Genomic DNA, 24,826 nt, shown 5'->3' with positions numbered 1-24,826 from the left:
TTTACAGTAATCGGTCATCATTATTTTTTTGATGACAAAATGATGACAGTTTGATGACAACCTTATCCCTTGCTTTTACTAGCTTTAGCACTATCTGTCATCGTTTCATCAAAAAAAGTCTAATATGGTAATGTGTTTTTCTTTTCATCTGCCTTTTTTACGAGAACTGATCATAACCTCTTGGAATACCTGTAAATAATAGATTTCCACATCATCATTTTATCATCATTTCATCGTTTTCTAAGCTTCACAGAAATATTCCGTTAGAAAATCCTTATGTATAGAATAGTATCGCCCCTTGGCATCCATCCACCCCAATCCTCCGTCTTGCCAAATCATTAATTTACTATAAGACATCGAGTTATCTTGATTCACTAACTTCCAGTCCCTTTTAAGAATATGTCTCAATTGGGTAAGATCCGTTTTGATACGTGTGCGGCTCAATAGCTGAAGGGCATCTAGTGGACATAAACATATTTCTTCTGTCTCCAAAGTCTCCATGGCACTAAGAAGAATACTAGCAAGCTCTTTCTCTACACGGTTTCGGTTGTTCTGCATTAAGTTTTCCAAAGCTTTGGTCTTAATTTGCGAAGGAGAGAACCACATTCGAGTTTTATTTACACTAATCAATTCACGATGTTGTAAATGGTAAAGAAATGCAGCAATTTCGGATTCCAAGTATTCAAGAAATCGTGTTTCCTCTTTTTTTAAAGAAGGTATTCTCAATACCCAAAAACGGGTTTCATTGTTGTCTATCTTAATAAAGTTATCCTCGTTATTACTACAAAGTATAAATTTCCCAAAGAATTCTACTTCTCTTTTGTCTTTTCCTTTAGCTTCAATTTTATTAAAATTGGTTGTGCTCAAGTACTTAATCCGCTCTGTCAATTCTTCTTTATTAAAAAGCACCTCGTCTATACAAATCAAAAGCTTATTGGCCCAATCTGCATTGAATTGGCTACTAAAGCTATCATTGGTCAGATAAGTCAAATTATTGTCAAAAATCATTTTTAGCCATTTTAGAAAGGTCGTCTTACCTGTAGAACGCTCCTTGGACACCAAACATAAGATGGGTAGTATCTGGATGGGTTTTTCGAATAATAACTGTAAATAATCCATTCCTATATCCAACTGCTGACCAAAAATATGATCCAATAGTTTTAAAGTATAAGGAAAATCACCCTCTTCAGGTTTATGAGGCAAGGGAGCATACGTATTGTAGAAACCATAACATTCCCTTTGAAAGTCAATATGACTTGGAAGACAGGTGAACCCATCATATTTTTTTATGGTACCAATAAAACTTCTTCCATGATCTTGTCGAATTGTTTCCAAAGTCCATGGTACAATGATTTCATTAAAATGTCCAGCAATAGTTGGCACTTGTACCGATTTATAATAAGACGTTCCCACTCGGATGTATGTTGCGTCATTCATAATCCTGATTTTCTATTTCGTAGCATCTGTTTATTAAACTGCAATTCCAAGAATTCATCAGAAAGATTGGGTTCTCCTAAAAGCCATTCATCAATCTCTGCTTTACTGAAGAATAGTTGACGGATGTATTTGTTGTTGCCTGTTGGTATGAGTTTTAACTGCGAGAGTTTGTATATTTTACTCTTGGACAAACCTGTGTATTTGACAAGGTCATTGACATTCAATACTTTTTTGCTGTGTGAAAGCAGACCTTTAATATCCTGCAATAACTCCACAACATTTTCTTGCTCATTCATAATCTTTATGTTTAAGAATTAATAATGAGTAAAAGGCCTTTCACTTTAATTGTACAGAACAAACATATGACGTTAAATACAGTAAAAACAATAGAGAAATGACGATTGCTTTAGGATTGCCCTAAGTTTTCCCTATAAATTGAAAGATTATAAATATTAAGAGATACCCAACGCATTTGAAATGTCCCTTCGCATATCATCATAACTCCCTTCTTCGGTCGCAGAACACCATTTGGAGTAACTCGAAGGAAGCGTATTTTGATTTATTTCTGAGTCTTGAAACGTAAAGCGTTTCGACATAAGGATATTTAATGACTCTTTGGGTTTGGTTTCCATTCTAAAGATCCCTCCACGCACTATCAAATCCAAAAAAGTAAATAAAAAACGAATGTTTCCAGATTGTTTGTTCTTAGGAGTTTCTCTTATTACAATTTTTTGCACTGCAGGGAGCCCATTGATTAACCTCAAAAGATTCTCAACATCATTATTATCAAAATCAAAAAAAACGGTATCGATTCTTGATTGAGACAACATTAAAAAAGAAAAACCTTGTATATTGTTTTTGAACAATTCTTCAGATTTAAACCAAGTAATCACCATCAACAATGACAAACTAAATAATAATGTAACGAAAATGTAGCTTGCAATAATTTGCATCAAGGAATAAGCTACAGTAGAAATTAAAAAATAAAGCGTTAATGGTATTATGCAAAATAATATTAAAACGACAATAGAAAGTTTGTCAGTGGTTAACAAGCCATATCTTACCCAGAGAAGTTTAAATTCCTTTCTACTTTGATATAACCAATTCGCGAATATTTCACCTAATCGTTCCACATTCTAAAGATAAGAATAAATGAAAACAAAAGAAACACCAATTGTTGTACAGATGTTGTACTGGTGCAAAAAAAAGAAAACCTCTCGATTTCTCGAAAGGCTTGTCTTTATTGCAGTGGTCCCACTTCTTTTTAAACTATTTGACTAATAAAGCGTATTATTGACTCACATTGCATAATATAGACTTAAGTTCAAAACACAAAAAAAGTGTTAATTAATATTATCTCTTTATAATGGTTAGGGCATCATTGACGAAATAAACTTTTACAATTTTATTTCTAAATAAGTCCCTTTAAAGTCTTGATTTAAAACTGTTACATTTATAGTTGATGTGTTTTTATTTGGGATTAACTCAATACTTGCTTTTCCATTTGCCATATCAATAACATCTGATCCATATGGAGTTCCCTGATACCGTAGCAATTCTCCTCCAGATAAACATTGAAAGTAAACTTTGTCTTCGTAATCTAAACAGCGTAAGTTATTTGTATCAATAGCAGTAGCAGTAATTAAATAATTACCATTTTCAAGTCGTTTATATTCTAACTTTAATTCTTTTGGTTTTAGATTTTTAGTGTATCTATAACTAACCACAAGACTATCTTTAACTGTTTTACCAGTTTTAGTTTTACCAATTGCAACTAATGTATTTTCACCCTCATTAAAATTTAATGCCCAATTTAAACCCATTGCTGGAAATACTTTAGTATTTCGTTGTTTAGTCCCTAAACTTTTTCCATTTAAAAAAAGTTCAACTTCTGGGCAATTACTATATACACTAATATCTCTAGACTCGTCTTTTGGTCCTTGTCTTTCTGTCCAAGTATGCGATTCTATGTAGGTAAATGGATCTGTTTTATTCCAATAACTCTTAAATACGTAAAAAGCATCTTTAGGATTATTAGCTCTATCTACAATACCTTTTTGATTTATATAAGGAATAGCATTATTGGGTCTAAGTGGAGTTCCAAAATCTTTAAAAGCCCATTGTGCATTACCGATGAATGTAGAATCGTTTTCAGAAATTCTTAAATGCCAATCAAATAGATCTACAATATAATTTTCGCTCCAATCTCCAATTTGGGCAATATTTGCAACATCTGTTTGTACAATAGCCTCCTCCCAACCATCTGCATTAATTTTTCCTTCACCAGTTATAGGATTTTCAGTATGACGACCTAAATGACTGGACCCACCATATTCTGCATGTAAAAAATGTTTATACTCAGCTTTATATTGATCAATTGCTTTTTGATAACTCTTATAACTACCCGAGTACCAACCCGACCAAATTGATGGAGAAAAAACATCGACAATATTTGCTCCTTCATAGTATTTTCTAATTGCAGTTTTTCGAGATGGATCTAAATGATGAGCATAATCATTTAGCTCACTTAAATAAGAATTTATTTTTTCTACATCATCTCCATTCTCAAAATCTGGCAACCAATAAATCTCATTTCCTAACGACCAAATAATAATACTAGGATGATTATAATTTTGTTCTATAATTTCTTTTAGCATTGTTTTGGTGTTTTGTTTCCAACGACCATTACCCAAACCTCCTCTAGACCATGGTAGCTCATCCCAAACTAATATTCCTAGCTCATTGCATGCCTTATATACTTCTGGGTCTTGAGGATAATGAGCTAGACGCACAAAATTGGCTCCCATTTCTTTTATGAGTTCCATATCATTGCGATGTTGTTCATTACTCATCGCAGCACCAACACCTGCGTGCTCTTCATGCCTATGCGTTCCTCTTAACAATAATCTTTTCCCATTGAGATAAAAGGCACCATGCTCTTTGAATTCAAACCACCTAAAGCCAAAATTTTCAGAAAACTCATCTTTTATGATTTCATTTTCGATGAGTTCAACTTTTAAAGTGTATAAATTAGGGCTATCTGTATCCCAAAGTTTTGGGTTTTTTATGTCTTTAAATTGAATTTTAGAAGTCTCATTGACTATATCGAAAATATCTGTTCTGACCCTAAGCCCTTCGTTATCAATTAAACTTGCTCTTACTTTGCATGAGCTATTATCAATAGCATTTGCAATAGAAACAATTGTATTTAATTCTGCACTATCACTAGAAACGTTGGGTGTCGTTATTTTTAAATCAGTTATATGTTGAACTGGCAATGTTTGTAACCAAACATCTCTTGTAATACCACCAAAAATGAAGAAATCATTTTTTTGAGAAGGAATAATTTCAGGATTATAACTATTATCAACTCTCACCATAATTTCATTAGAACCTGTTGTAACAGCTTCAGTAATATCGATATTAAAACCTAAATAACCACCTAAATGGCTGCCCATTTTCTTCCCATTAACGTATACTTCACTTGTAATGTTTACGCCTTCAAAATAGAGTTGATAAATTTGGTTAGATACTTTTGATGGTATTTCTAGGTCTTTTTTATACCAACTAGTGCTTCTTCTATAACCTGGATCTAAATCAGTTGCGTCTACGGCATTCCAAGTATGTGGTAAATTTATATTTTGCCATACACCCTTATCTTTTATCTGACTAATATCCTTTATATCGCTTTCTGAATATTGCCAATGATTATTTAAGTTGGTTTTACTGCGCGATTGATTACCTTCGGTTTTTTCCGTTTCGCAAGAAAATATTAAAAATAGTGATAGAATTAATACTGAAATTTTGTTCATTGTAGGTTTAATTTTTAAGTCTAATAAGGGTTTCTAAAAAGTAATAATCACCATAAACGATTGGCTCATCTACCTCATCTTTTTTAGGCCAATTACCAGTACTATGATCAAGAATAAAGGGCGCTTTAATTGAGTCTTTTAGTATATAATCAACAGATGTTAAACTACTAACCAGTTTTTTGCTATAGTCTAAGTAAATCTCATTTTTTGTATAAGAATATAATTCTACAAATGCAGAAGCTACAATTGCACCAGCTGATACATCTCTTGGAGCATTTGGAATTGTTGGATCATTAAAATCCCAATAGGGAATTCCATCCTTTGGTAAGTTTTTATGATTAAGATAAAAACTAGCTGTAGCTATTGCTTGTTCTAAATAATTAGAATCCTTAGTATAACGATACGCCATAGTAAAACCATAAATAGCCCAAGCCTGACCTCTAGCCCAAGATGAATCGTCGTTATATCCTTGGTGTGTAATTTTTAATCTTGGTTGATAATTTATAGTGTCATAATCTATGACGTGCCAAGTGCTATTATCAGATCTAAAATGATTCTTTAAAGTTGTATTAGCATGTTTTACGGCTAATTTGTGAAAAGAACTATCACCTGAGATTTTTGTGGCTTCAAACAGCAGTTCTAGATTCATCATATTATCTATTATAACTGGAAACTGCCATTTATCTTTATTAAAATCCCAAGACCTTATGACTTCCATGTTCTTGTTAAAACGGGTAGAAAGCGTTTGAGCGCTTTTTACTATAACATGTCTATAATCTTCATTTTCTTCAACTTCTAAGCCCTTACCAAAACTGCAATAAACTTTAAAACCCATATCGTGCGTATGATCATTAAACTTTTCCTTTTCAATAAAAGCTGTCCATTTTTTTGCTTTATTTTTAAAATTTTCATCACCTGTTAGCTGATACATTTGCCAAAAATTACCTGCAAAAAATCCACTTGTCCAATCACTGGAAGACACTTTTTTTATTTTTTGTGAATTTAGTGATGCACTTCTGGGAAACGCTAAAGAATCTAAAGGGTACTGCAAAAATCTATTATACCTTGTGTCCAGTAAATCTGTTTTCGTCTGTTTATCAAACTGTTCTTCGTCAACTTTCTTGCAGCTTACACCACATAATAAACCCGCAAAACAAAGTATTGTTATAATATAATTTTTAGACATTAATTTATGTTTTATATAATAATAACCCTTTAGACTTTTTGTGCACTAACTCAAATTTTGCACAAAAAGCCTATATCTAAACAATGGGTACTATTAACTAATAAAAAGAAATTGCAAAAGGTTAATTTTAATATCCTGGGTTTTGTAAACTTGGATCAAGTCCAGAATCAAAAGCTGATTGTGGAATTGGAAAGTATTTTTTATAAGGAGCATAACCATTAATTGCTCTAGTATCTGAACTTAAAACATCATCAATAATACCCCATCTTAACATATTGAATCTTCTTTTAAATTCATACGCAAACTCAAATGTCCATTCTTCATGTATAATTTCGCGAAGTTCATCTTGAGAAATACCAATAGAAATTTGATCTGCATTGGCTCGGCTTCTTAATGCATTTATAGCTTCAATTGCTACTGCTGTAGGTCCATTAACTTCATTTTCTGCTTCTGCTTTTATTAGAAAAGCCTCTGCGTATCTAAAAATTTTAATACCCATTGCTGACCTAAATGCATAATCAGAAATGTTATCTCTATCAAAATCTTGATATTTTTGAACACCAGGAACTTGTCCATACGCACTATTGTAACGAAAATCTAAGTAATTTGCAGGAGGGCTTGGTTCTTGCTCAAGATTTATTAAAAAAGTTCCTTCTTTTCTATCATCATTATCTGAAAAAGTATCCAAAAGATCTTCCGATCCACAGAACAAATACCAACCTTGATTATCAATAATACCACTAGTTCTTTGTCGAGGTCTAAAAGACATGCTCAATAAGCCCTCTGTTATTGGTACTTGAATGGAAAAAATACTTTCTTCCCTGTTTTGATTTGCAATTAAAAACATGTCTTCAAAATCTGGCATTAAGCTATATACACCAGAATCTATAACCTCTTGTGCTTTATCTAACCCTTTTACCCAATTTTCAGAATTATTAACAGGGTAACCTGCAGATGATATATACATTTTTGCTAATAACATTTTTGCAGCACCTTGAGTAGGCCTACCATCATCTCTAGAATCATTACCCGTCCAGTTTATCGGCAAATCATTTTGAGCTTGCTCTAAATCATTAATTATAAAATTATAAATCTCTTCTTCTGATGCTTTTGTGATTTCTTCATCAAAATCTATCTCTTCTGTTGGCGTGTCACGCAATATTGAAGGTCCATACAAACGAACCAAATACGAATACATCCAAGATCTATAGAACCTGCCAGTAGCAATATAAGGTTTTGCCCATTCCTGATCACTTGGCAAGTACGCAACAAGTGAATTAGCTTGATTAATCACCTGATAACAAGTTTCGTAAACTTGTCGGATATGAATATTATCTGTAGTATAAGTGTATTGATCCATATCATATCTATCACCACTTGTGTTATAAACAGTCATTTCATCATCAGAAACACCTGCAACAAAAACAAAAGCTCTACTCGCAAAAACAGAACGATATAATGGTCTTGTCATACCACCAACTATTAAATCTGCATCTTCTGCCGATTGAGGAAAATTTTCTGGCCCTAAATTACTTTCAGGGTTTTCTTCTAAAAAATCTTCACATCCCATAAACATTGTTATAAAGGTAAAAACAACTAATACCTTAAAAATTGTCTTATAATCAAAATTTCTCATGTGTGTTTATTTTAAGTATTATTTTTATTAAAAGGATAAATTTAAACCCATTACATACTGACTGATACCTGGATAACCACCAGAATCGTAGCCGATAGAAACATTCTGTTGGAAATTATCTCCACTTGAATAAGAATTTATTTCTGGGTCATAACCAGTGTATTTGGTTAATACAATTGCGTCTATTGCAGACACATATATTTTTAAAGAACTAAGGCCTAGTTTTTCAATTGTTGATGTAGAAAAATTATATCCTATGGATATGTTTTTAAATTTAACAAAAGAAGCATCTTCAACATAATTTGAATTAGCAACATTACCTAAAAAACCATTTCGTGGAATATTGGTATCGGTATTATCTTCTCTCCAACCATCAAATCTTTCTTTATTTAAAATCCTTCCTTTATCGAATCTTACAACATCAAAGCCTATAGAACCTTGCATTAGAACATTCAACTCAAAATTTTTATATCTAAAATCATTACTAAAACCAAATGTAAAATCAGGTAATGCATTACCAATAATTTTTCGGTCGTTGTCGTCAATTATACCATCTGGGACTCCATCTGGACCACTAATATCTTTATATCTAACATCACCTATAACACCGCCTGGTTGATCAATAGCATCTAAATCTTCTTGTGATCTAAAAATACCATCAGCTACATATCCAAAGAAATTACCAATAGGCTCTCCTACTCTTAAAATACCTGTTGTACTAAATCCCGACCCTCTTGATCCACTAGGTGGTACTAAAAACAAATCATCTTCCCCACCAAGGTCTAAAACTTTATTTTTTACAATACTTATATTTCCAGAGGTATTCCATTTAAAATCTTTATCAAATACTACTGCGTCTAAAGCAAATTCATATCCAATATTTTCCATGCTTCCAATATTTTGAACTTGATCCGCAATACCTGTATGTGGCAATAACCTTCTATTAAATAAAAGGTCTGTTGTTTGTTTATTATAATAATCTGCGACAATTCCTATTTTACCATCAAACAATTCTAAATCTAAACCAAAATCAAATTGAACTGTAGTTTCCCATTTTAGATTAGGGTTTGCTACTCTATCTATGATTGCTCCATTAGTATTCAGACTACCAGAACCATCTGAATATAATTGCCCTAAACTATATGCTGCTAATGATTGGTATGGATTAATAGCCTGACTACCTGTTTCGCCATAACTTGTTCTAAACTTTAAGAAATTAATGGTAGAGTTCTCTTTTAGAAAAGGTTCTTCACTAGCTACCCAAGCCAATGAACCTGCTGAAAAATATCCCCATTTATTGTTTGCTGCAAACTTACTTGACCCATCTGCTCTGGCTGAAAAAGATAAAAGGTATTTATCCTTATATCCGTAAGTAAATCTAGTAAAAAAAGAAAGTAAACTGTTGACAGAATCTGTAGTTGAATACTCTAAAATTTGGTCTGCCAGTTGTATGGCATTATATCCTAAAGCATCTGTTGGAAAACCAGAAGCTTCAATTATCGTTCTAAAAGATTTGTTTTCTAACATTTCATGACCTAAGAGAACACTAAAATTATGATTATCAATATTTTTCTTATACGTCAATAAGTTTCTTAATTGCCATGTGTTAATTTGCCTATTATCTAATCTTGCTTCACCTAAATTAAGTGCTCTTCGTAATATTTTACTTGTATAACGTTTATTATCAATTGTTCTGTTTGAAAAAGTATATGAAAAATCGTATGTTAAATTTTTAGACATTTTCCATTTTGTAGATAAAACATTTCTAAAATAATTTTGGGTATATAAATCATCTAAATTATCAACAAGCGCTACAGGGTTATCTCTTATTGAAGCTGTGTTTAAAGGTCCATTATAGGTTCCATCTTCCGCAAAAACAGGGATTATAGGCGAAAAAGAAGCTGCATTTATAGTAACAGGACCACCAAGAGAACCATAACCTTCATTAGTTCTTACCTGATTAGATTCTGTATTATAAAAAGCAAGATTATTTTTAACAGTTAATTTATTAGAAGCTCTATAACTAATGTTGGCCCTTCCATTTAATTTTTTGTAGTCAGACCCTTTAATAACGCCTTCTTGATTCAGATAATCTATGGATGTGTAAGCCCTTAAATTGCCCACACCTCCCTTAACATCAATGTGATAATTTTGATAAGAAGCTGTTTGAAATATTTCGTCCTGCCAATCTGTTCCTTCTCCTGATAAAATTGGATTTGTTAAGCCATCAATATCTCCCGGAAAATCAAAATTAGGATCGTCTTGCAATATAGCAACATGCTCTTCTGCTGTCAGAAGATCCAATTTTTTTCTCACTTTCTGCACTCCTCCAGTAGATGAAAAACCAATAGATAATTTCCCTATTTTCCCTTGTTTTGTAGTTACTATAATTACACCGTTAGCACCTTGTGAACCATAAATTGAAGTAGCGGAGGCATCTTTTAGAATTTGCATAGATTCAATGTCATTAGGATTGAGAGCTTCAAAGTCTCCTCCTAAAACACCATCTACAACTAATAATGGGCTATTATCACCAGTTAATGAATTATTTCCCCTAATTCTTATTTTTAAAGCGGCGCCGGGCTCAGTATTTACACTTGAAACATTTACACCTGCAGCTCTACCCGTTAACATTTGCTCAAAACGAGGTGTTTGTCCAGTTGATAAATCCTTCACATCTATAACTGAAACAGAGCTAGTTAGATCTTTCTTTAGACTAGACCCATAACCTATCAACACCACTTCATCTAGTGCTTCAGTATCTTCCAACAAGATCACGTCAAGTTCTCTTTTGCTACCAATAGCCACACGTTGAGTAACATATCCCAAATAACTAAAAACCAAAAACGCTTTACTTTTATTAATTGTTATACTATAGTTACCATCAAAATCAGTAGTTGCACCAGTATTTGTATCTTCCAAAAGAATATTAACACCTGGTATAGGCTTTAAATCTTTAGACATTACTGTTCCTGTAACCGTTTTTTGTGCACTGACGTAATTAACACAAAACAGCAATAAAACTACTTGTACAGTAATAAATATTTTACTCTTTTTAGTTCTCATTTAGTTATTGTTTAGTTATTGTTTAGTTAGTTTATTTTTTTATTTAACTCTTCATAATATTGATATGGTAACATAAAAGTGACCTCTATCTTTTTTAAATATTGAATTACTTTATCGAATTCAATGAAGCTTTGTTCGTCCCATTTACCAGGATGTCCTTGTAGCACAATATATGGAGTTTTACTACTTTCATAAGCTGTTAAAAAACTCTCAAAACTAACAACTCCCGTTGAGGATTCTAACCGGTTTTTTGCACCTCTTGAAAGCACTAATCCAGAATACGTTGTATTCTTTTTACCATACAACCATACTTTTATCTCCGGGTTCTCTTCTAAAACTTTTGCGAACGTTTCATCTGTTTGATTAAATGGAGCTCCAAAAGTTTTCATGTCAATTCCTAACTCGGATTTAGCATACTTTATACTTCTTTCAAAATGTTCTTTTTGAAAACCATAAGGAGTACCACTAAACTCACCTACATTACTATTTTCTGGAGGATGATTTTTTCTTTTATGATCCCAGCCATGATGCCAAATTTCAAAATTTTCGCTACTATGCCATGACATTAATGAATCCTTATATTTGTTTGAAGCCTTGGGAAGATCTTCCCCAACTATACCAAGAGCAGCTTTTATTTTGTGATTGCGAATTGTATTAACAAACCTTTGCCAATTATCGTTATATGATAACTTTTTATTTGCTCTAAGGTCATCCATTTTTAAAATCACGTGTTTATTTACTTTAGTGCTCTCTTTAGTGTCGTTAGTTGGTATTGATCTCGAAGTAGAAGTTTCAATAATCCTTATAAAATCAATATATAAAGCACTAGGGAAATTTTCTTTCCCAGAATCTAATTGAATATTTATACGTTCTATACCTGATTTGTTGACTCTATTATCTAGAAAAGCAACATCTGAATATGTAAATTCTAAATCTGTCCATTTATCTAAACCAGATGGTATTGTTTGAGAGACTCTTCCGTTTTTTCCATTTGTTGCTTTGTTGCCATCATGCAAATCAAATCTTAGTTTAAAACTTTCAGAGGATTTTACTCTGACAACAATTTTTAATGATTTAGAAAAATCAATTGCAGAAGGAAACCTATACATTATTGGACTATATGGCGGTAATGTAGTACCAGGTTTCATTTCTAATTTAACCTCCCCTTTTTTTGGAGCAGAAATATTAATATTTTTTAATGCTGAACCTAAGAACCTGAATTTAGCAGCATCGAAATTATCTTCATATACCACAACTTCCTCATTGTTATACCAAGTTGGTTTATAGTTTAATACCTTTTTACTATAGTTATTTCCTTTTGGATTCCTTACATTATCCCAAGCACATATATCAGATGTGCCATTATTTGCCTGTACCATATTACCCTGTACACCGTCCATATTAAATATATTATTATATATGCAACTTTCATAGCCTGATAATGGTGTGTCTCGAAAAACTGCTGTTATAGCATTAGAAAGGTTTAATTCGTTATTTGCATAAAATACATTATCGAATATATTGGTTTTTGCTCCTTTAACACTAATAAATGAGCTAGCTGAATTACTTCCCGAAATACCTTCTCCATTAAAAATATTATTATTAATTGTGGTATTTTGAGTACCCTCTTTAATATCTATGGCCTCTGCTCTAACAGATGGTCCTATTTCACAATTTTTAATTACTGTATTATCACAGTTAGGATTAAATTTGTCCCAACCTTTTCTGTCTGTTCCAATATAAATACCTTCTCCGTAGCCCGAATTTTCATTCCCTGTATTATATATTTTACAATTATTTATAACTGTAAAATCAGAACCATCTCTAACGTGAATAGCTTCATTGCCTATTTTGTGTACATTGCAATTAATAATAGTACTATTATTTGAATTATCTAAAACCAACCCCTTTAGACCAACCGAAAAATCCAAGTTTTCTATCACCCAATTATCTCCAATTATCCTTAACACAGCTCCTTTTTTAATATCATTACCTTGTAGTTTGGGCTTAATTAGTTCTGAACTACTCTTTATTACAATAGGTGAGTTAAGTGTCCCATTTGCATCTGAATAAAAATAAGCGCTTTTGTATAAGCTTTTCTTAATATATGTACCTGGTTCTATTATTATTTCATCTCCTGCCTTTACCGTCTTTAAAGCAGAAATAATATCGTCAGTTGTCTTACAGTTATAAACGCTAGCATTTAATAATAAGCTACATCCCAGTAATATAGAAATGATAAATTTAATCTTCATTTAATTATTGTTTAATAATTGTTGTGCTTTCAAAGCTAGAGTATCTAAGGAATTTTATAGTACAGAAATGGGTGTGAAATAGTACTTTTCATTGCAAAAAAGCCTTTGTTACACTGTTATTCTTTAATTATCTTGAATATTTCTTTTCCTCTTATTGTTTCTATTACTATCTGATATATTGATTGAGGTAATATTCGTAAATCTACCTTTACATTAGTATCATTAAAATTAGATATTAAAAGTTTTTGCCCTAAAAGATTATATACTTTAACAGATAATATTGGAATAGAGCTTTTAATTAATAGATTTGAATCTGTAGGATTAGGAAAATATGAAACAATTCTTTCTTTCTCTATAATATCAGTGTTACTTAAGCTACCCTCTTCTACATTAAGAACTCTAGAAACATAATTTGCAGTTTTATAAGTGCCATTTCCCATTTGAGAAGCTGTTATAATTGAAGAACCTACATTTTCAATATGGATTTCTCCATTTTGAATAATAGCCACCTCAGGATTAGAACTATTGTACAGAACATCTAAACCAGAACTTGCCATTGCTTCTGGGGAAAAATCTAAATCATTTAAAGCCTTTAGCGGTATATCTGGAAAAACAATATTTTGAGATAAATTAGGCTGTGAAACATCTGGATGCAACTCTAAATAATAATCATACGGTAAGATAAATTCACATCCTTCGGATATTAAAAAATTAATGATATTTTGAAACTCAATTAGGTCATTACTATCCCAAACATTTGGATGACCTTGTAAAACCATATAATCTATATATGTATTTTTATAAGTGTTATAATTTGATACAAAAAAATTGTATTGAGGATTACCAGTTCCATTTTCCATATTAACCCTATTAGTTAGGTTTATTATTCCAATAGTTGGATCTGGTGCTGGGTTATTAAAAAATGTTACTTTATAATTTGGATTTTCAGATATTACCAAATTTGTAATTGCATCATTATGATTAAATGGTGCACCAAAAGTGTGCATTCTTAACCTTAGTAGATTATTCATAATACTATCTGCGCTTTCAAAATGCGCTTTCTGATAGGCATAAGAAGTTCCATCAAATTCAGGATTTAAATGATCAAAGCCATGGTTCCAAATTTCAAATAACCTGTTACCATTATCATCTTTTTCATTTAAATATTCACTCCATACACTGAGCGTAGATGCATCATTTCTATCTGCTACTAAACCAAAACTTGCTTTTATATCATTATTTCTAAGATAATTAAGAGTTGACGAAGCCATTGCAGAGTGATCATTTACAACCACATCGTCTAGTTTTAAGAAAATTTTTCTCGGAGCTTCTGTTATAGAAAAATCCGCAAAAAGCACAGATTCATCCCTTAAATCTGCAGGTGTATTAAGACCTCTGTAAATCCCCCATTTTGGTCTAATAAAATTGTTATCAGCTCTAATTGTACTTATATCAGCGTTATTATACGACAAAAGTATATTTCCATCACTTACCTTTTCTATTACAATTGAATAAAATCCATGTTCGCCTACTTTGATTTTTTCAACAACCTCTACCCATTCTCCTTCAAAATTAGATAAATCTACAATTGCTTTTTTATCTATTCCTGAAAATTCATCTTTTATATAAATGAGCTCTAACTTATTAGGAGAACCCTTACGTGGTGTTAAAGTAAAAAGAGGCAAAGCATCATCTCCTCCAACTGATTTTATATGATGAATATGTGTAAAATTATATGAGGGCTGAAAATTATTAGCGAGTTTAAATTTCCATTTATAAGTTATAGTCTCGTTAATTGTACCCTTGAGGTTTTCGGGAGAGGGAGAATACGTTTTTATTTCTACTCTTTGACGATTAAAATTAATACAACGATCATTATCTGGTGATAAATGCATGGTAAACTTAAAAACATACTTTTCTAAGTCTGTGTCCCAGACTTCTTCAATATGCCTACCATACTCACTATGTCCACAATCTGGCGTTTCTACAGAGGTGTAACCATACGCTAATACGTTGTTAATTAACTCATAGGTATTACCCACACCATCTGCCGTTAAATTAACTTGACAATAAGTAATATTACTAATAAGTAATACTAAAAATGCTAAAAAATTCTTGATTGAAAATTTCATTTGTATAAGTAATAGTAAACTAAAAACACATTATTAATAAAAATAATGTGTCTTTAGCAACTATGTATTATATATACTATTGAAGAACTAACTTCTTTGTGGTTGTTGTATTGTTTTCTGTAATTTTAATTATGTACGTTCCTGAAGCTAAATCTGTTAAATTAATTGATTCTGAAACTATACTTTTCTGTAAAACTTCTTGTCCGAGAAGGTTATAAATATTTACCTCTTTTTTATCTTCATTAGAAGACTCAATAAACAATTCTCTTGCACTTGTAACTGGGTTTGGATATATTCTTAATTCAGAAGAAGACTCTAAGTCAGAAACACCTAAAATGGATGGTTTAGTGGCATCACCCCAAGTTTCACCAACTCTTAATTCGTCTAAAATCATAGCAGGAGTGTTTGTAGAACTATGTTGGTAAATCTGAATTCTATCTACAGTTAAGTTTCTTGGCCCTCCTACCCAAGTTGGGGTTGGTTCTGTTCCATTAACAACTGGATTAATCCATATTTTTGAATCGGTAGCAGAGTTGGTGTTGTCATGATAAAGAACTAACATAACTTCCTGATCTGCAACAAATACTGTAGAATCCCAAGTAACTCCTGTGCTAGAATTACTTGCATTAAACCCTAAATTATAACCATTTCCTGATGCGTCGATTCTGACAAAAACGTGAGTCGCACCAGAAACTGTACCACCACTATTCAATTTTCCTAAACCAAAAAACCGAGATGCCGAAGCATTAATTGAAGAAAAATCAGTTACTTTAATTAAACAAGATGTATAAGTAGTATCATCAGAATCTAATTGAGGTGTAAATAAAAACTCTGGCTTAAGCCCAGAGCCTGCAAATTCTATAGCATTTCCTTGTGGTAAATCAATACCAGTGATTGTAGACCATGTAGGTGAACTAGCTACGATTACATCACCAGCTCTTGGACCCGTAGTACTCCAAAACCCTAAACCAATTGTAGCATCATCTGCTATTAATTGAGTTCCAATGTCATAATCAAAACTCTCATAGGCAGGCAAAGTAGAGACTTGCTGAGCATGTGATATCAGTACTGTAAATAAGAAAAGTAAAAAAAACTTTGTTTGTAGTTTTGCTTTCATAATTTTTTATTTTTTTTAATGGTTGCTTATAAAACCATATAATTAGTTTTCATAAAAATAATCTGCAACGCAATTACAATAGTTCAAAAACAGGGCGAAAATAATACAAGATACTGAATTACAGTTGCTTGAAATTATTTATTGACTAGTGTTTAACGAAAGAGTTATCACTATTTCTTCAAATTTTTAAAATACTTAACCAAATTAAATTTACTTGAACATTTACTTGCCTGATTTTGAATTATTCAAATCTAAAATCATCTTAGCTTTAAACCATAAACTTATAAATCTAAAATTATGACATCACAGAAAATTAGAAGTTCCAAAATGTTAAGCGCTCTATGTCTAATCTCATTATTTACTCTTGTATTTAGTTGCGAAAAAGATGACAATAACGAGCCAGATAAAAAAAATGAAAAAGATATTATAGTTGCCAAATCAATTAGCAATACAGGAAATGTAAATTTTAATACTTTTAATCATGACCTCAATACCACTTTAGATGCTGAGGCAGAATTTAATAATGATATTAATGGCTGGGACTCTGGTTTAGCTAGCGTAGAAATGTACGCTATAGACAAAGGGAGGTTAAATTTTAAATTACCCGAAACTTATGGACAGGGTATGAAGGCAAATATTGATGTTTCTAACACTTTTGGGTATCAATTATATTTTGATGTTAAATTTCAAAGTGGTTTTGACTTCTCTAGAGGCGGCAAATTGGGTTTTGGTTATGCAATTGGACGAGGAGTTACAGGTGGTAATTCTATAGACGCTACTGAAAATCACGAAGGAGGTAGTTTTAGAATAATGTGGTACACCAACAATGGTGGCTCAACTTATCTTTTCCCATATATTTATCATGCAGATATGCCAGGAACCTATGGTAATGAATTACTAAACACCAACCAATTTAATATAACGGATAATACAAATTATAGAGTTAGGTTAACTATAAAATCAAACTCTGCTGGAAACGCAAATGATGGATATGGTAAAATGGAAGTAAGCACTAACTATGGAACAAATTATACTACTGTATGGGAAGACTCTAATATGAGATGGTCTGGAAGTACTTCGGAATGGAAACGAAAAATAACTAATATTTATTTTAGTACTTTCAGGGGTGGCGGAAATAGTGATTGGAGTGGTTCTTTGGGTACACAGTCTATTTACTTTGATAATTTAAAATGGTATTTATATAATTAAATTAATCTCTTCTCAGAATAAAATATTTGGTTATTATGTATTTAGACTATTTTATTCTGAGAAGATTAATCTTTTATTTCCCATTGATCTGTTCTAAATGGCGAAACTGGTAAGTTTGTAGTATTAAATAAAGATGCCTTAAAGCAATTGTCAAAACCATACCTCACCGCTATAGGAAATTTTACTTTTTCACTAAAAACCTTTAAAGTTCTATCTTTAGTTATTATTACCGTAGCTGGATGAAATATTTTATCTTCACCAGCAATTAAAAAACCGCTAAGTTCCTTTTGATTACTCGACAACCCATTACCAGATTTTGCTGTTTCATCATCAAAAATGATTTCTATAAATTCCCCAACTATTTTCATTTCTTTATAAATAGGGCTTTGTGCACCAATTTGAGTAAAACCATAGTTGTTTTTTAAAGCTAAATATGCTAATCGAGTTGCGACAGTTTTCTTTTCTGATGGATGAATATTTTCACAATCCCCAACATCTGCAGTAACGACCATACCAGCATTATTAATCTTAGATAAAGATTGCATTTGTATCTCTCTAATCAAGGCACTATTAGGCTTATCTGTTTTATCTCTAGTGGCATAATCATAAGGTGCTATTTGAACATAGTAAAACGGAATTTCTTTTTCTAAATTCCATTCTCGTCTCCATGAATTAACCATGTTAGGGAATAATTCTTTATAATTCTCATATTCAAATCTATCCGTTTCTCCTTGATACCATAAAATGCCTTTAATATTATACCCAAGAAATGGATGAATCATTCCATTATATAGCAGCGTTGGTGTTTCTCTTTCCTTTTTACCTTTTTCCGGTAATTCAGTGGGAAACGTAATGAAATCATACTTTTCTAATGCTTCTTTTGAAGACCATCCTTTTATCTTTGTTCCTCCCCAACTAGAGGAAATAATACCTATAGGTATTTGAAGTATTTTCTGCATTTTTTTTGCAAATAAATAGCCTACTGCACTGAAATTATAAACTGCAGATGGTGTTGCTTCATTCCAATCGCCTACAACATTATCTAACGGGTTTAAACTTGCTTGCCGTTTGGCTTTAAAAAGTCTAATGTTTTTGTTTTCTGAATTTAAAATAAACTCATTTGATCCTCTAATAGGAGAATTAGAATAACCACGCATGGTCATCTCCATATTAGATTGACCTGAGCAAAACCACACCTCACCGATTAAGACATTTTTTAATGCAATTGTAGAACTTCCTGATATATTAATACTATAATTTTTATAGGAAGCAATTGGCGTTTTAATCTCAATTTTCCAATTGCCTTTATTATCTGATTTTGTAGAATCAATAATTCCCCAATCAGTTTCAATATGCACCACTGTGTTTGGCTTATCATTTCCCCAAATCGCAACATCATCTTTTTGTTGTAACACCATATTATCACTAAAAAAAACAGGTAACGTAGTTTGAGAGAAACAACAAAAGTTTAAAATTAAAAAAAGGATAAAAATAATTTTCTTGCTTAATACCATAATCGTTAATTATAAATAATAAATCTATATTAAATATATAATCCATGCACTTAGACCGATAATTACTAATATCAGAATAGCCATAACTGAATTTATTTTATGTTTAGATTTCATACCATAAAAATAATAGCTAAAACGGATATAGAAATTCAAAAGTGGTACGTTAAAAGTATCTTAGTCTAAATTATCATCAAAAAACTTATTTCTATAATCAGTAGGTGTTAAACCATATCTTTTTTGAAACGTTTTACTAAAATATTTTGGATTTTTAAAACCAACTTTATAACATATTTGAGATATATTAAGCTTATTATGCTCTAGTAACTGAGCTGCTCTTTTCATTCTCGTTATCTGAATGAATTCATTAGGTGTTACATTAGCCCATGCTTTTATTTTGGTAAATAACATTGTTCTACTGACACCAAGCTCAGAACAAAAAGTAGAAATATCAAATTGCTCGTTTGAAATATTTTTATTTACAATATCAAACGCTTTTTTCAATAGTTTTTCATCCATTGATGACATTGTAATTTCACTAGGTGTTAGGTAGTCTTCGCTTGAAAATTTATCTTTCAACCTTTCACTAGAGTCTAGAATGTTATTTATTTTTAGTAAAAACTCCTTTATGTTAAATGGTTTACTAATGTACTCATCTGCGCCACTTTCTAATCCTTCCAATCTATAAATTAAAGATGTTCTAGAGGTTAGTAGAATTACAGGTATATGACTTGTTTTAATGTTGCTTTTAATCTTTGCGCAGAGTTCTGTACCAACCATTACAGGCATTACAACATCACTCACAATTAAATCTGGTATAGCTTCTAAAGCTTTTTTCATTGCTACTTCTCCATTTTCGGCCTCTAAAACATTATAGTCTTTCTTGAGAAGCTTTTTAATAAAAGAACGTAATGGTTCATGATCTTCAACAATTAGTAGTGTTAATTTATTGGCATCGATAATTTGATCATCAATAGAATCATCTAAACTTATCTCAAGTTGCGATAATTGTGGTTTATACTGACTTATATCGTCGCTAATTTTAAAATCAGAAATTATCTCATCATCAGAAAGATGCAGTCTTCCTAAAGGTAATTCTACTTTAAAAACCACACCTCCATTAACTTTATTTTTAACTGTTATAGTTCCTTTATGCAATTTAACAATGTTCTTAGCGATTGAAAGTCCTATTCCAGAGCCTTTGTTATAATTCTTTTGAGGTTCGTTATGAATTGGTACTTCAAAAAAACGGTCAAAGATTTTTTCAATATATTCTTCGGAAATTCCAACACCATTATCTTCAACTTCTACCACAAGTTGATTATTCTGTTTTAGAATATTAAGTTTTATGATACCTCCTTTTTTTGTATATCTAAAAGCATTTGATAAAAGATTATAAAAAACTCTTTCTAATTTTACTCGGTCATAAAAAACGAAAATCTCTTCACTATTTGTGTCTATAGTGTACTCATAACCACCATTTTTTGCATGTTCGGTAAAAGAAAAATATATCTCCTTTAAAAACTTAACAATATTACCTTCTGCCGCTTGTAGTTTTGATTGATTATTTTCTAGCTTTCTAAAATTCATCAACCTATTAATTAAATGCAGTAAGTGATTAGCATTATTTTCAATAACTAGTAATTTTTTATGCATTTTATTACTACCTCTGTAATCGTTTAAAATTTGTTGCAAAGGACCGAGAATAAGTGTTAAAGGCGTTCTAAATTCGTGAGAGATATTTGTAAAAAATTCTAATTTTGCCTGGTTTAATTCTTCGTTCCGCTCACTTTCTACATGCTCTAACTCTAACTCGTGTTTTAACTTGGTTCTAGATTTTAAAAACCACATCAAAATCATAAGGGAAGCCACTATTAATAAAACATATATTGTAAATGCCCACCAACTTCTCCAAGGTGCAGGACTTACTATTATTTCTAATTTTGTCGGCCGCTCGTTCCAAACGACATCATTATTAGCGCCTTTTACTTCAAACACATATGTTCCTGGTTTTTGTATCGTATAAAAAGCTTCGTTTTTTTTTGTAGTTAGCCAATCATCTTGAACACCAATTAATCTGTAAGAATAAAGATTGTTATCAGAGTTTATAAAATTGGGTATTGAAAAATTTATTGAAAAGTTTGCATTATCATAGGTCAAAGAAATCGATTTTGTAAAAGAAATATGCTTTTTTAAAATTCCATTATCTTCAATGCTTACAGACTTATTTTTAATTTTAAAATCGGTTAAAATAACCTGTGGGCTATTTTCATTAATATGAATTTTATTGGCTTCAAAATAAGTGACACCAGATGGTCCACCAAAATAAAATTTATTAGCTGCTATCTTTAGTACTGCATTATCATTAAACTCTTTACCTAATAAACCATCAGTTTGGTTATAAATAACCGTTTTGTTTGATTTGATCTCAAACTTAGCAATGCCTTGATTTGACCCTAACCATAAATTATTATTATCATCTTCAACTATTGAATGAATTGATTTTATTTCAACCTTGTTATCCTTATTAATAATTTTAACTCTATTAAAATTACTACCATTATATTTAAATAATCCCTGAGCTTTAGTTCCTACCCAAATAGTATTATGGCTATCTTCATAAATAGTAAGAATGTCATCTCCAGAATTTGTGTTTTCGTTAAAAAAGAAATGAGATATAGAATTACTATTAAACTGACTTGAACCCGACATTAAGTTTAAGCCTTTTTGCGTACCAACCCATACTCTCTTTTTAGAATCGACCAAAATTGCCCTTACTCTATTACTAGTTAAAGACTCTAAATCATTAGATTTATTTTTAAAAACCTTAAAAGATTTGTCTTCAATATTTAATTTTATTAAACCTTGTCCAAAAGTACCTAGCCATATGGTATTATCATATCCTTTTTTTATACAGTAAACACTTTCATTTTCTATGAGTTTATATAATTTGTTTGGAATATAATTTTCAACAATTTTATTCGATTTTAAATCTAAAATTGTTAATCCATTTCCAAAAGTTCCTATTAATAAATAGTCCTTTTCTAAAAATAATAAAGACTTAACATTATCGCTTTTTAATCCTTTAAAAATATCTTGATTTATTACGTTTTTTCTATTATTAAGAGAATCTAAAATAGTAATACCACCTCCCTCTGTTCCTAAATACACATTCTGTTTATTATCTGTAACAATGCAACTTACCACATTATAGTTTAGCGTTTTACCTATATCATTATAGTGTAAATTTGCAAAATTCAAATTATGTTCATCCCATAAACTTAAACCACCATAATACGTACCAACCCACATAGATCCACTAGAATCTGTGTATAAAGATTTAACTTTACTTATATTCTGTTGTCCAGATAGTAGTTTTACCTCTTTATTGGAATCATATATATAAATACCATCATTCGCACCCATCCATAGGTTTCCTTTTTTATCAATGGATAATGCTCTAAAATCATTCGATTCAAGTTCTTTAAAGGCTTTATTGTTTAATTTTTCTAAAGCATCTGTCTTATAATTATAAAAAAGTATGCCTTCATTCTTAGTAGCTACCCAAATCTTACCATTTTTAGATTCTAAAATATCTTGAATCATTAATTCACTTTTGGGTTCTTTTGCAACTGATTGTAAGTGATAAGATTTAAAATAAAAATCGTTTGCGTCTCTTTTTAAAAGCTTATGAAGCCCTTTTGTAGTAGCCACCCAAACATCTCCTTTTTTGGTTTTTAATATCTTAGTAATAAAAGTGTTACTTAAATTAACCGTTTCATTGTCTGGATAAACTATAGTGTTAAATTGATCTTTCGATTTATCATAAATTGATAAACCATTCGTCGTACCAACCCAAATTTCATTTTCAATTTCTTCAAGACACCATACCGTATTGCTACGTAAAGAATTGTTATTACTGTTGCGGTAATATCTAGTAAAGTTATTTTGGATAGGATTATATCTATTTAACCCATTATAAGTACCAATCCAAATAAAACCTTCACTATCATCTTTTATGGATAAAATATCATTATTACTTATTGAAAGCGAATCATTGTTAATATTTCTGTATAAAGTAAAATTGCTTCCATCATATTTATTTAAACCATCTCTAGTACCAAACCACATTTGGCCAATTTTATCTTGATGTATGGCTATTACCGAACTCTGAGAAAGGCCTTCTGAAGTTGATATTTGTTTAAATTTATAATTCGAATTTTGAGCATAAACGTTGCTCATTAATGCAAAAGTCAATACACCTATATAAAAGGCTCTAATCATATAGGTAAAATTTGAATTTAAAAAAGACCTTTTCATTTAAAAAATTATAACAAGTGTAAAATACTCAAAGTTATTCAATCGTATTGTTTTATAATTCAAATTAAGTGATACAATAGTCCTTTTTTACATAAAACTTAAAAATATAATGCTTTTACATTTTTCAATAATAATACCAGTAAATCAATAGCCTAATTAAAAACAAAACATTAGCTAAGCCTAATATTCTGAAAAACAGAAAGATGAACTTTTAAACCCCTCATTACGTATTGTTGTTTTTCTATTTAACCATAAATTTAATTTATAAAATAATTTCTTAATTAAAAAGATTATAAAACTATCTACTAATGAAAAAGGTCGTTGTATTAACTGGTGCTGGAGGTATACTTTGCAGTACACTTGCAGAAGCATTGGCAAAAGAAGGTTACCGTATAGCAGTGTTAGATTTACGAAAAGAAGCTGCAAATCAAGTTGCTAATCAAATAATAAAAAACGGTGGAAACGCTATTGGAATTGAAGCCAACGTTTTAGAAAAAAATTCACTAATTGAAGCCAAAAAAGAAATTAATTTAGCCTTCGGAAAATGTGACATTTTAATAAATGGAGCAGGTGGTAATCATCCCTTGGGAACAACAAGTAATCCTTTTTTTCAAATGGAAGATCTTAATAATACCACCGATGGTTTCAAAACTTTTTTTGACCTCGACCCTAAAGGCATAGAATTTACCTTCAATTTAAATTTCTTAGGAACATTATTACCTACACAAATATTTACTAAAGATATGGTTGGCAGAGATGGCTGTAGTATTCTAAATATTTCATCAATGAATGCTTTTACTCCTTTAACCAAAATACCTGCTTATAGTGGTGCAAAAGCAGCAGTATCTAATTTTACACAATGGCTAGCAGTTCATTTTTCAAAAGTTGGAATTCGTGTTAACGCTTTAGCTCCTGGATTTTTCTTAACTGATCAAAATCGTTCACTTTTAACACATCAAGATGGTGCTTTAACTGATAGAGGTCAGCAAATTATTGATCAAACACCAATGAATCGTTATGGAGAACCCGAAGATTTAGTGGGAACAACCCTTTGGTTATGTGGTGAAGGTTCAAAATTTGTTACAGGTGTTGTAGTGCCAATAGACGGAGGCTTTGCAGCATATAGTGGTGTTTAAAATATATAA

The 24,826-nt window shown here is 31.1% G+C and carries 14 protein-coding genes; 2 read left to right on the top strand and 12 right to left on the bottom strand.

Annotation, left to right across the window (positions count from 1 at the left end; all coding sequences use genetic code 11):
* Nucleotides 1–240: 240 nt before the first annotated feature.
* From Q0807_RS07965 to Q0807_RS07920, 10 genes are all read right to left on the bottom strand, one after another.
* Complete coding sequence (locus Q0807_RS07965) at nt 241–1,437, bottom strand: primase-helicase family protein (protein ID WP_299108370.1); 1,197 nt, start codon at nt 1,435–1,437, stop codon at nt 241–243.
* Nucleotides 1,434–1,733: a helix-turn-helix domain-containing protein gene (locus Q0807_RS07960; protein ID WP_299108368.1), complete on the bottom strand. Its 300-nt coding sequence runs from the start codon at nt 1,731–1,733 to the stop codon at nt 1,434–1,436. The genes Q0807_RS07965 and Q0807_RS07960 overlap by 4 nt, the downstream gene beginning before the upstream one ends.
* A gap of 156 nt (nt 1,734–1,889) precedes the next feature.
* Nucleotides 1,890–2,570: a hypothetical protein gene (locus Q0807_RS07955; protein WP_299108366.1), complete on the bottom strand. Its 681-nt coding sequence runs from the start codon at nt 2,568–2,570 to the stop codon at nt 1,890–1,892.
* Nucleotides 2,571–2,834: 264 nt separating this feature from the next.
* A complete protein-coding gene (locus tag Q0807_RS07950; RefSeq protein WP_299108364.1) occupies nt 2,835–5,249 on the bottom strand; it encodes a glycoside hydrolase family 2 TIM barrel-domain containing protein in 2,415 nt (804 codons plus the stop codon).
* A 7-nt stretch (nt 5,250–5,256) separates the two neighbouring features.
* Nucleotides 5,257–6,435, bottom strand: coding sequence for a glycoside hydrolase family 88 protein (locus tag Q0807_RS07945; protein WP_299108362.1), 1,179 nt, complete (start codon nt 6,433–6,435; stop codon nt 5,257–5,259).
* A gap of 127 nt (nt 6,436–6,562) precedes the next feature.
* Nucleotides 6,563–8,071 carry a RagB/SusD family nutrient uptake outer membrane protein gene (locus Q0807_RS07940; RefSeq protein WP_299108360.1) on the bottom strand — a complete coding sequence of 503 codons (1,509 nt, stop codon included), beginning with the start codon at nt 8,069–8,071 and terminating at the stop codon, nt 6,563–6,565.
* A 27-nt stretch (nt 8,072–8,098) separates the two neighbouring features.
* On the bottom strand, nt 8,099–11,137 hold the full coding sequence (locus tag Q0807_RS07935; protein ID WP_299108358.1) for a TonB-dependent receptor: 3,039 nt from the start codon (nt 11,135–11,137) through the stop codon (nt 8,099–8,101).
* A 26-nt stretch (nt 11,138–11,163) separates the two neighbouring features.
* Entirely contained in the window at nt 11,164–13,392 is a 2,229-nt protein-coding gene (locus tag Q0807_RS07930; RefSeq protein WP_299108356.1) for a DUF2334 domain-containing protein, read from the bottom strand.
* A gap of 116 nt (nt 13,393–13,508) precedes the next feature.
* Nucleotides 13,509–15,524, bottom strand: a complete 2,016-nt coding sequence (locus Q0807_RS07925) for a T9SS type A sorting domain-containing protein (RefSeq protein WP_299108354.1) — start codon at nt 15,522–15,524, stop codon at nt 13,509–13,511.
* Between the two features lie 76 nt (nt 15,525–15,600).
* Entirely contained in the window at nt 15,601–16,641 is a 1,041-nt protein-coding gene (locus tag Q0807_RS07920) for a T9SS type A sorting domain-containing protein (RefSeq protein WP_299108352.1), read from the bottom strand.
* Between the two features lie 297 nt (nt 16,642–16,938).
* Here Q0807_RS07920 and Q0807_RS07915 point away from each other — a divergent pair, with 297 nt between their 5' ends.
* Nucleotides 16,939–17,850 carry a polysaccharide lyase gene (locus Q0807_RS07915; protein ID WP_299108350.1) on the top strand — a complete coding sequence of 304 codons (912 nt, stop codon included), beginning with the start codon at nt 16,939–16,941 and terminating at the stop codon, nt 17,848–17,850.
* Nucleotides 17,851–17,915: 65 nt separating this feature from the next.
* On the opposite strand, the gene Q0807_RS07910 is transcribed toward Q0807_RS07915, so the two are convergent.
* Complete coding sequence (locus Q0807_RS07910; protein ID WP_299108348.1) at nt 17,916–19,268, bottom strand: sialate O-acetylesterase; 1,353 nt, start codon at nt 19,266–19,268, stop codon at nt 17,916–17,918.
* Between the two features lie 270 nt (nt 19,269–19,538).
* Nucleotides 19,539–23,645 carry a hybrid sensor histidine kinase/response regulator transcription factor gene (locus Q0807_RS07905; protein WP_299108346.1) on the bottom strand — a complete coding sequence of 1,369 codons (4,107 nt, stop codon included), beginning with the start codon at nt 23,643–23,645 and terminating at the stop codon, nt 19,539–19,541.
* A gap of 344 nt (nt 23,646–23,989) precedes the next feature.
* On the opposite strand from Q0807_RS07905, the gene Q0807_RS07900 reads away from it, so the two are divergent.
* Nucleotides 23,990–24,817: an SDR family oxidoreductase gene (locus tag Q0807_RS07900; RefSeq protein ID WP_299108344.1), complete on the top strand. Its 828-nt coding sequence runs from the start codon at nt 23,990–23,992 to the stop codon at nt 24,815–24,817.
* Nucleotides 24,818–24,826: the final 9 nt, after the last annotated feature.

This window comes from uncultured Winogradskyella sp. (assembly GCF_947495255.1).
Taxonomy (GTDB): Bacteria; Bacteroidota; Bacteroidia; order Flavobacteriales; family Flavobacteriaceae; genus Winogradskyella.
Note: the sequence above shows the minus strand (reverse complement) of the source record. Positions and strands in the feature narration are given on the sequence as shown.

Bases quoted from the DNA above. Each gene is read 5' to 3' on its own strand.
- Q0807_RS07930 (WP_299108356.1), bottom strand. From the start codon at position 13,392: ATGAAGATTAAATTTATCATTTCTATATTACTGGGATGTAGCTTATTA.
- Q0807_RS07915 (WP_299108350.1), top strand. From the start codon at position 16,939: ATGACATCACAGAAAATTAGAAGTTCCAAAATGTTAAGCGCTCTATGT.
- Q0807_RS07940 (WP_299108360.1), bottom strand. From the start codon at position 8,071: ATGAGAAATTTTGATTATAAGACAATTTTTAAGGTATTAGTTGTTTTT.
- Q0807_RS07920 (WP_299108352.1), bottom strand. From the start codon at position 16,641: ATGAAAGCAAAACTACAAACAAAGTTTTTTTTACTTTTCTTATTTACA.
- Q0807_RS07960 (WP_299108368.1), bottom strand. From the start codon at position 1,733: ATGAATGAGCAAGAAAATGTTGTGGAGTTATTGCAGGATATTAAAGGT.
- Q0807_RS07965 (WP_299108370.1), bottom strand. From the start codon at position 1,437: ATGAATGACGCAACATACATCCGAGTGGGAACGTCTTATTATAAATCG.
- Q0807_RS07925 (WP_299108354.1), bottom strand. From the start codon at position 15,524: ATGAAATTTTCAATCAAGAATTTTTTAGCATTTTTAGTATTACTTATT.
- Q0807_RS07935 (WP_299108358.1), bottom strand. From the start codon at position 11,137: ATGAGAACTAAAAAGAGTAAAATATTTATTACTGTACAAGTAGTTTTA.
- Q0807_RS07910 (WP_299108348.1), bottom strand. From the start codon at position 19,268: ATGGTGTTACAACAAAAAGATGATGTTGCGATTTGGGGAAATGATAAG.
- Q0807_RS07945 (WP_299108362.1), bottom strand. From the start codon at position 6,435: ATGTCTAAAAATTATATTATAACAATACTTTGTTTTGCGGGTTTATTA.
- Q0807_RS07950 (WP_299108364.1), bottom strand. From the start codon at position 5,249: ATGAACAAAATTTCAGTATTAATTCTATCACTATTTTTAATATTTTCT.
- Q0807_RS07900 (WP_299108344.1), top strand. From the start codon at position 23,990: ATGAAAAAGGTCGTTGTATTAACTGGTGCTGGAGGTATACTTTGCAGT.
- Q0807_RS07905 (WP_299108346.1), bottom strand. From the start codon at position 23,645: ATGATTAGAGCCTTTTATATAGGTGTATTGACTTTTGCATTAATGAGC.